The organism is Jatrophihabitans sp. (assembly GCF_036389215.1).
GTDB lineage: Bacteria > Actinomycetota > Actinomycetes > Mycobacteriales > Jatrophihabitantaceae > Jatrophihabitans_A.
Map to the genome: position 1 here is coordinate 1 of NZ_DASVQG010000306.1, position 5535 is coordinate 5535.

General features: G+C 71.3%; 5 protein-coding genes. 2 read left to right on the top strand and 3 right to left on the bottom strand.

All coding sequences use genetic code 11. The features are described 5' to 3' along the window. Positions 1–616 (bottom strand): ABC transporter permease (locus VF542_RS17420; RefSeq protein ID WP_408652963.1); only part of this gene is annotated, 616 nt, incomplete at its 3' end. Next, on the bottom strand, positions 616–1770 hold the full coding sequence (locus tag VF542_RS17425; protein ID WP_408652964.1) for an ABC transporter ATP-binding protein: 1155 nt from the start codon (positions 1768–1770) through the stop codon (positions 616–618). The genes VF542_RS17420 and VF542_RS17425, both read right to left, overlap by 1 nt. Positions 1771–2030: 260 nt before the next feature. Here VF542_RS17425 and VF542_RS17430 point away from each other — a divergent pair, with 260 nt between their 5' ends. Next, the gene (locus VF542_RS17430; RefSeq protein WP_408652965.1) at positions 2031–3449 is read left to right on the top strand and encodes an aromatic amino acid ammonia-lyase; all 1419 of its coding nucleotides are present in this window, start codon (positions 2031–2033) and stop codon (positions 3447–3449) included. Here VF542_RS17430 and VF542_RS17435 read toward each other — a convergent pair. Next, positions 3431–4150 (bottom strand): GNAT family N-acetyltransferase, encoded by a 720-nt coding sequence (locus VF542_RS17435; RefSeq protein ID WP_408652966.1) that lies wholly within the window; start codon positions 4148–4150, stop codon positions 3431–3433. The two genes, VF542_RS17430 and VF542_RS17435, sit on opposite strands and share 19 nt — an antisense overlap. A gap of 149 nt (positions 4151–4299) precedes the next feature. Here VF542_RS17435 and hutU point away from each other — a divergent pair. After that, positions 4300–5535 (top strand): urocanate hydratase (hutU, locus tag VF542_RS17440; RefSeq protein ID WP_408652967.1); only part of this gene is annotated, 1236 nt, incomplete at its 3' end.

A 5535-nucleotide genomic window follows, 5' to 3' on the forward strand; every position in this document is an offset into this window, starting at 1 on the left:
GCGTCAGGACGCGGGCCGCCAGCTGGATCACGGTGTCGAAGAGCAGGGCCAGCAGCACCGACAGCAGGATGCCGAGCAGGATCGGGGCCTGGTAGCTGAGCTGGAAGCCGTTGGTGAACAGCTGGCCCAGTTCGGGAACCCCGATCAGCGCCGCCACCGACACCAGGCTGACATTGGAGACCGCCGCCACCCGCAGGCCGGCGGCGATCACCGGCACGGCGATCGGCAGTTCCACCTTGAGCAACCTGCCGATCCTGCGGTAACCCATGGCGGTAGCCGCCTGCAGCACCTGCTCGGGCACCGCCCCGAGGGCATCGGCCACCACCCGGACCAGCAGCGCCACCGTGTAGATGGTCAGCGCCACCACCACATTGCTCGGATCCAGGATCCTGGTCTTGAGCACGCCGGGCAGCAGGATGAACAGCGCCAGCGACGGGATGGTGTACAGCAACCCGGCCACCGTCACCATCGGCGGGTAGAGCCAGCGGTATCGGCGGGCCAGCCAGCCCAGCGGCAACGCGATCAGCAGGCCGATCAGCAGCGGCAGCGCCGAGAGCCAGGCATGCCAGCCCAGCCAGTTGTTGATCTCCTCGGAGTGCTCCCGGTAGTACTGGATCACTGGCCGCCCCCGACCGGTTGCCCGACGGGCCGGCCGGCGGCGCCGGATGCCGAGCGCTGCTCGATCGCGGCCAGCACCTCGACGGCGGTCACGGTGCCGGCAAGCCGCCCGGTGCCGTCGACGATCACACCGCGCCCGGACGGCGAGGACAGGCAGGCGTCCAGGAACGAGCGCAGCGAACCGTCCTGGCCGGCGACGGTGCCGCCCCGGTGCAGCAGTTCCTCGGTGACGGTGAGCGCGCCCCGGCCTGCCTGGTCCGCACCCAGATCCGCCAGCCGCAGCCAGCCCTGCGGAGCGCCCTGGTCGTCGACGGCCAGCAACCAGTCATCGGCGGCCTCGGCACCGGCCAGCGCCGACCCCATCGCGATGGTCGGCTCGTCGTGGGTGGCCAGCTCGCCGGCCGGCGTGAAGCCCAGCGCCCGGTAACCGCGATCCCGTCCGACGAAGGCCGCGACGAACGCGTCAGCCGGCTCACCCAGCAGCTGTCCCGGGGTGGCCAGCTGGGCCAGCCGGCCACCGACCCGCAACACCGCCACCTGATCTCCGAGCTTGATCGCCTCGTCGATGTCGTGGGTAACGAAGACGATCGTCTTGCCGAGTTCGTTCTGCAGCCGCAGGAACTCCTCCTGCAACTGATCGCGGGCGATGGGATCGACCGCGCTGAAAGGCTCGTCCATCAGCATCACCGGCGGATCGGCGGCCAGCGCCCGGGCCACCCCGACCCGCTGCTGCTGGCCACCGGACAGCTGCGCGGGATAGCGGTCGGCGAAGTGGGCCGGCAGGCCGACCCGCTCCAGGAGCTCCCGGCTGCGGGCCCGGGCCTTCTTGCGGTCCCAGCCCAGCAGCAACGGCACCGTGGCGATGTTGTCGAGGATCGTCCGGTGCGGGAACAACCCGGCGTGCTGGATCACGTAGCCGATCTGTCGGCGCAGCTCGTGGGTCGGGATGGTCGAGGTGTCCTTGTCATCGAGCCAGATCTTGCCCGAGGTGGGCTCGATCATCCGGTTGATCATCCTGAGCGAGGTGGTCTTGCCGCAGCCGGACGGGCCGACGAACACGGTGATCTGGCCCGAGGGTGCTACCAGCTCCAGCGAGTCGACGGCTACCGTGCCGTCGGGGTAATGCTTGGAAACCGAGTCGAAGCGGATCACAAGCGGTCACTTTCCTGCCGGTCGAGGCGCTGCCTCGAAGTGTGAACTCCACGCTTCCTGCCAGATCACTGGGTGATCAGCCGGTGCGAAGCTGCATCGTTCCATCGCGCGATTGTCCCATCGCGCGATTGTTCCATCGTGCGCCCGACATGTAAGCGCCGCCCGCCGCCTCACCCGCTGGAGCGCAGGATGAAGCCGCCGGCGGCGCCGGCCTGCTGTGACAGAATCCGCGTTCTCGGCAGCCGAGTGGAGGCGCGTGGGTGATCCGGATCGATGGGCAGCACCTCAGGACCGCGCAGATCGCGGCCGCCGCTGACGGGCCGCTGACCGTCGAGGTGAGCACCCAGGCACTGGACCGGGTGCTGCGATCACACCAGCAGGCCGTGCTCGCCGGACGGCAGCGCCCGATCTACGGCGTGACCACCGGCGTCGGAGCCAACCGGACCGTCGACGTCGAACCGGACACGACCGGCGCCCAGGGCCTGCTGCGCAGCCACGCCACCTCCGCCGGCGGCCCCCGCTCGCCCGACCGGGTGCGGGCCATGCTGCTGATCCGGCTCAACCAGCTCTGCGCCGGCGGCGCCGGCCTGCGCCCGGCGGTGGTCAGCGCCCTCGCCGACATGATCAACGCCGACGCGCTGCCGGTGATCCGGGAGTTCGTCGGCATCGGCACCGCCGAGCTGTCGGCACTGGCGACCACCGCGCTCGCCCTGCAGGACCGGTCGGCCGGCGAGCTGGTGTTCGGGCCGCACGACGCGCTGCCCTTCATCTCCAGCAACGCCGCCGCGATCTCCGACGCCGCCCTGGCCGCCCGGCGGCTGGGCACCGGCGCCCGGGCCGCGCTGGTGGTGGCCGCGCTGAGCTTCGCCGCCGTCCGGGGCAACGCCGAGGCCTACGCCGCACCCGTAGAGCAGGCCACCCCGATGCCCGGGGCCCGGATCACCTGCCGGGTGATGCGCAGCCTGGTCGGCGCGCCGGAGCCGGCCCGGGTGCAGGACCCGTACGGCCTGCGGGCGCTGCCCCAGGGTCACGGCATCCTGCTGGACGCGCTCACCGAACTCACCGGAACCGTCGACGCCTATTCCAACGCGCCGTCGGAGAACCCGTCGATCCTGGCCGACGGCTCGGTCGCCCACCACGGCGGCTTCCACGCCGGTTACCTGGCGCTGGCCTGTGACACCGCCGCGATCGCCGCCGTGCAGTCGGGCCAGCTGTCGCTGAACCGGCTGACCTACGCCAGCGAGCCCAATCACACCGGCCTGGAGCCCTTCCTGGGCGACGGGACGCCCGGATCGTCCGGGGTGATGGTCGTGGAGTACGTGGCCGCCGCCGCCCTCGGTGACCTGCGTGCCACAGCGGCACCGGCCTCGACCCAGTCCGTCACGCTGTCGCGCGGCATCGAGGACACCGCGAGCTTCGCCTCGCTGGCCGCCCGGCAGCTGCTCACCGCGGCCGAGCGGTACGAGGTGGTGGTGGCCTGCGAGCTGGTCGCTGCGGTGCGCGCGGTCCGGATGGCCGCTGCTCCGCTCAGCGCCGCGCAGGCGCTGGCCGTCGAGCTGTGCGCGGAGCTGCCGGCCGGCGTCGCCGACCGCGATCTGACTCCGGAGCTGGACACCGCCCAGCGGCTGATCCCCGCACTGGCCGAGCTGGTGGACGGGGACTACGACGGCGCGGGCTGACCGGGGGTGCCACCGTCCGGCTCGGTCGAGCTCACGCCGCGCCACTCGTCGGCGAGCAGGGCGTAGCCGATGCCGTCGAGCCAGGCCCCGGACCGGTGCAGCGATTCACGGACGGTGTAGAGCTCCCGACGCATCCCGACCCGCTCCATCAACCGCCACGACGCCTCGTTGCCGGCGAAGCAATTGGCCGTCACCCGCCGCAGGCCGAGGTCGGTGAAGCAGATCCGGATCAGCTCGCGGACCGCTTCGGTGGCATACCCCTGTCCGGTGTAGCCGGGGTGGAAGGTCCAGCCCAGCTCGGCCTGCACGCCGCGGGCCTGGTCGGCGACCTCGGCCTGGGCCCAGGCATCCTCGACGGCGATCATCAGGTCGCCGATCACCACACCGTCGAGTTCGACGACGAGCGTCTTCGCCAGGCGGACCGGGTACTCGAACACGGCGCGGTACTCCTCGTAGGTGTCCGGGGCGCGGGTCAGCCAGTTGTTGACGACCTCGAGCCGCCAGTACGGCCAGGTCACCTCGGCATCGCCCGCGGTTGCCGCCCGTAGCTGCAGCCGGGCGGTGCGTACCGGCCAGCTGACGGCGGTCAGCGGAGAACTCGCAGCCGGCTGCTCAATTGCCTGCCCCGTCTGCTGCCCAGTTGCCTGCCCCGTCCCTTGCTCAGCTGTCCGGACCACAGCTGCTGGCGGATCGCCCGGCATCGCCACCTGTCCCCCGCGCCACTCGGTGCTGCCACCGGTATCGCCACCGGCGTGCAAGCACCATGATGACGTCCACCCAGCCGGACGGGCGCGGCACCGCCCCACCCCCGGTCTGGCCGATCGGAGCGGGGCGAGTCACCATGACTGCCATGACTTCTTCTTCCCGGGTGATCCGCGCGGCTCGCGGAACCGAACTGAGCGCGCTGGGCTGGCAGACCGAGGCACCGCTGCGCATGCTGATGAACAACCTCGACCCCGAGGTGGCCGAGCACCCCGAGGACCTGGTGGTCTACGGCGGCACCGGCAAGGCGGCGCGGGACTGGAACAGCTACGACGCGATCGTCCGGACGCTGACCACCCTGAAGCTGGACGAGACCCTGCTGGTGCAGTCCGGCCGGCCGGTCGGAGTGCTGCAGACCCACGAGTGGGCGCCCCGGGTGCTGATCGCCAACTCCAACCTGGTGGGTGACTGGGCCAACTGGGAGGAGTTCCGCCGGCTGGAGCAGCTCGGGCTGACGATGTACGGGCAGATGACCGCCGGTTCGTGGATCTACATCGGCACCCAGGGCATCCTGCAGGGAACCTACGAGACGTTCGCGGCGGTCGCGGCCAAGAAGTTCAACGGCACCCTGTCCGGCACCATCACCCTCACCGCCGGGCTGGGCGGGATGGGCGGCGCCCAGCCACTGGCGGTCACCATGAACGACGGGGTGGCGATCTGCATCGAGTGTGACCCGAGCCGGATCGCGCGCCGGATAGAGCACCGCTACCTCGACGTTCAGGCCGACTCCATGCAGCACGCCCTGGACCTGGCCGTCGAGGCCCGCGACGCCCGCCGGCCGCTGTCGATCGGGCTGCTCGGCAACGCCGCGTCGCTGGTGCCGCAACTGCTGGCCAACAGTGCCCCGATCGACATCGTCACCGACCAGACCTCGGCGCACGACCCGCTGGCCTACCTGCCGATCGGCGTCGAGTTCGACGACATGAAGGAGTACGCCGCCCGCAAGCCGGAGGAGTTCACCGGCCGGGCCCGGGCCTCGATGGCCCGCCACGTCGAGGCGATGGTGGGCTTCGCCGACGCCGGCGCCGAGGTGTTCGACTACGGCAACTCGATCCGCGGCGAGGCTCAGCTGGCCGGCTACTCCCGCGCCTTCGCCTTCCCCGGCTTCGTGCCGGCCTACATCCGGCCGCTGTTCGCCGAGGGCAGGGGCCCGTTCCGGTGGGCGGCGCTGTCCGGTGACCCCAAGGACATCGCCCGCACCGACCAGGCGGTGCTGGAGCTGTTCCCGGAGAACGAGTCGCTGCACCGGTGGATCAGGATGGCCCAGGAACGGGTGCACTATCAGGGGTTGCCGGCCCGGATCTGCTGGCTGGGCTACGGCGAG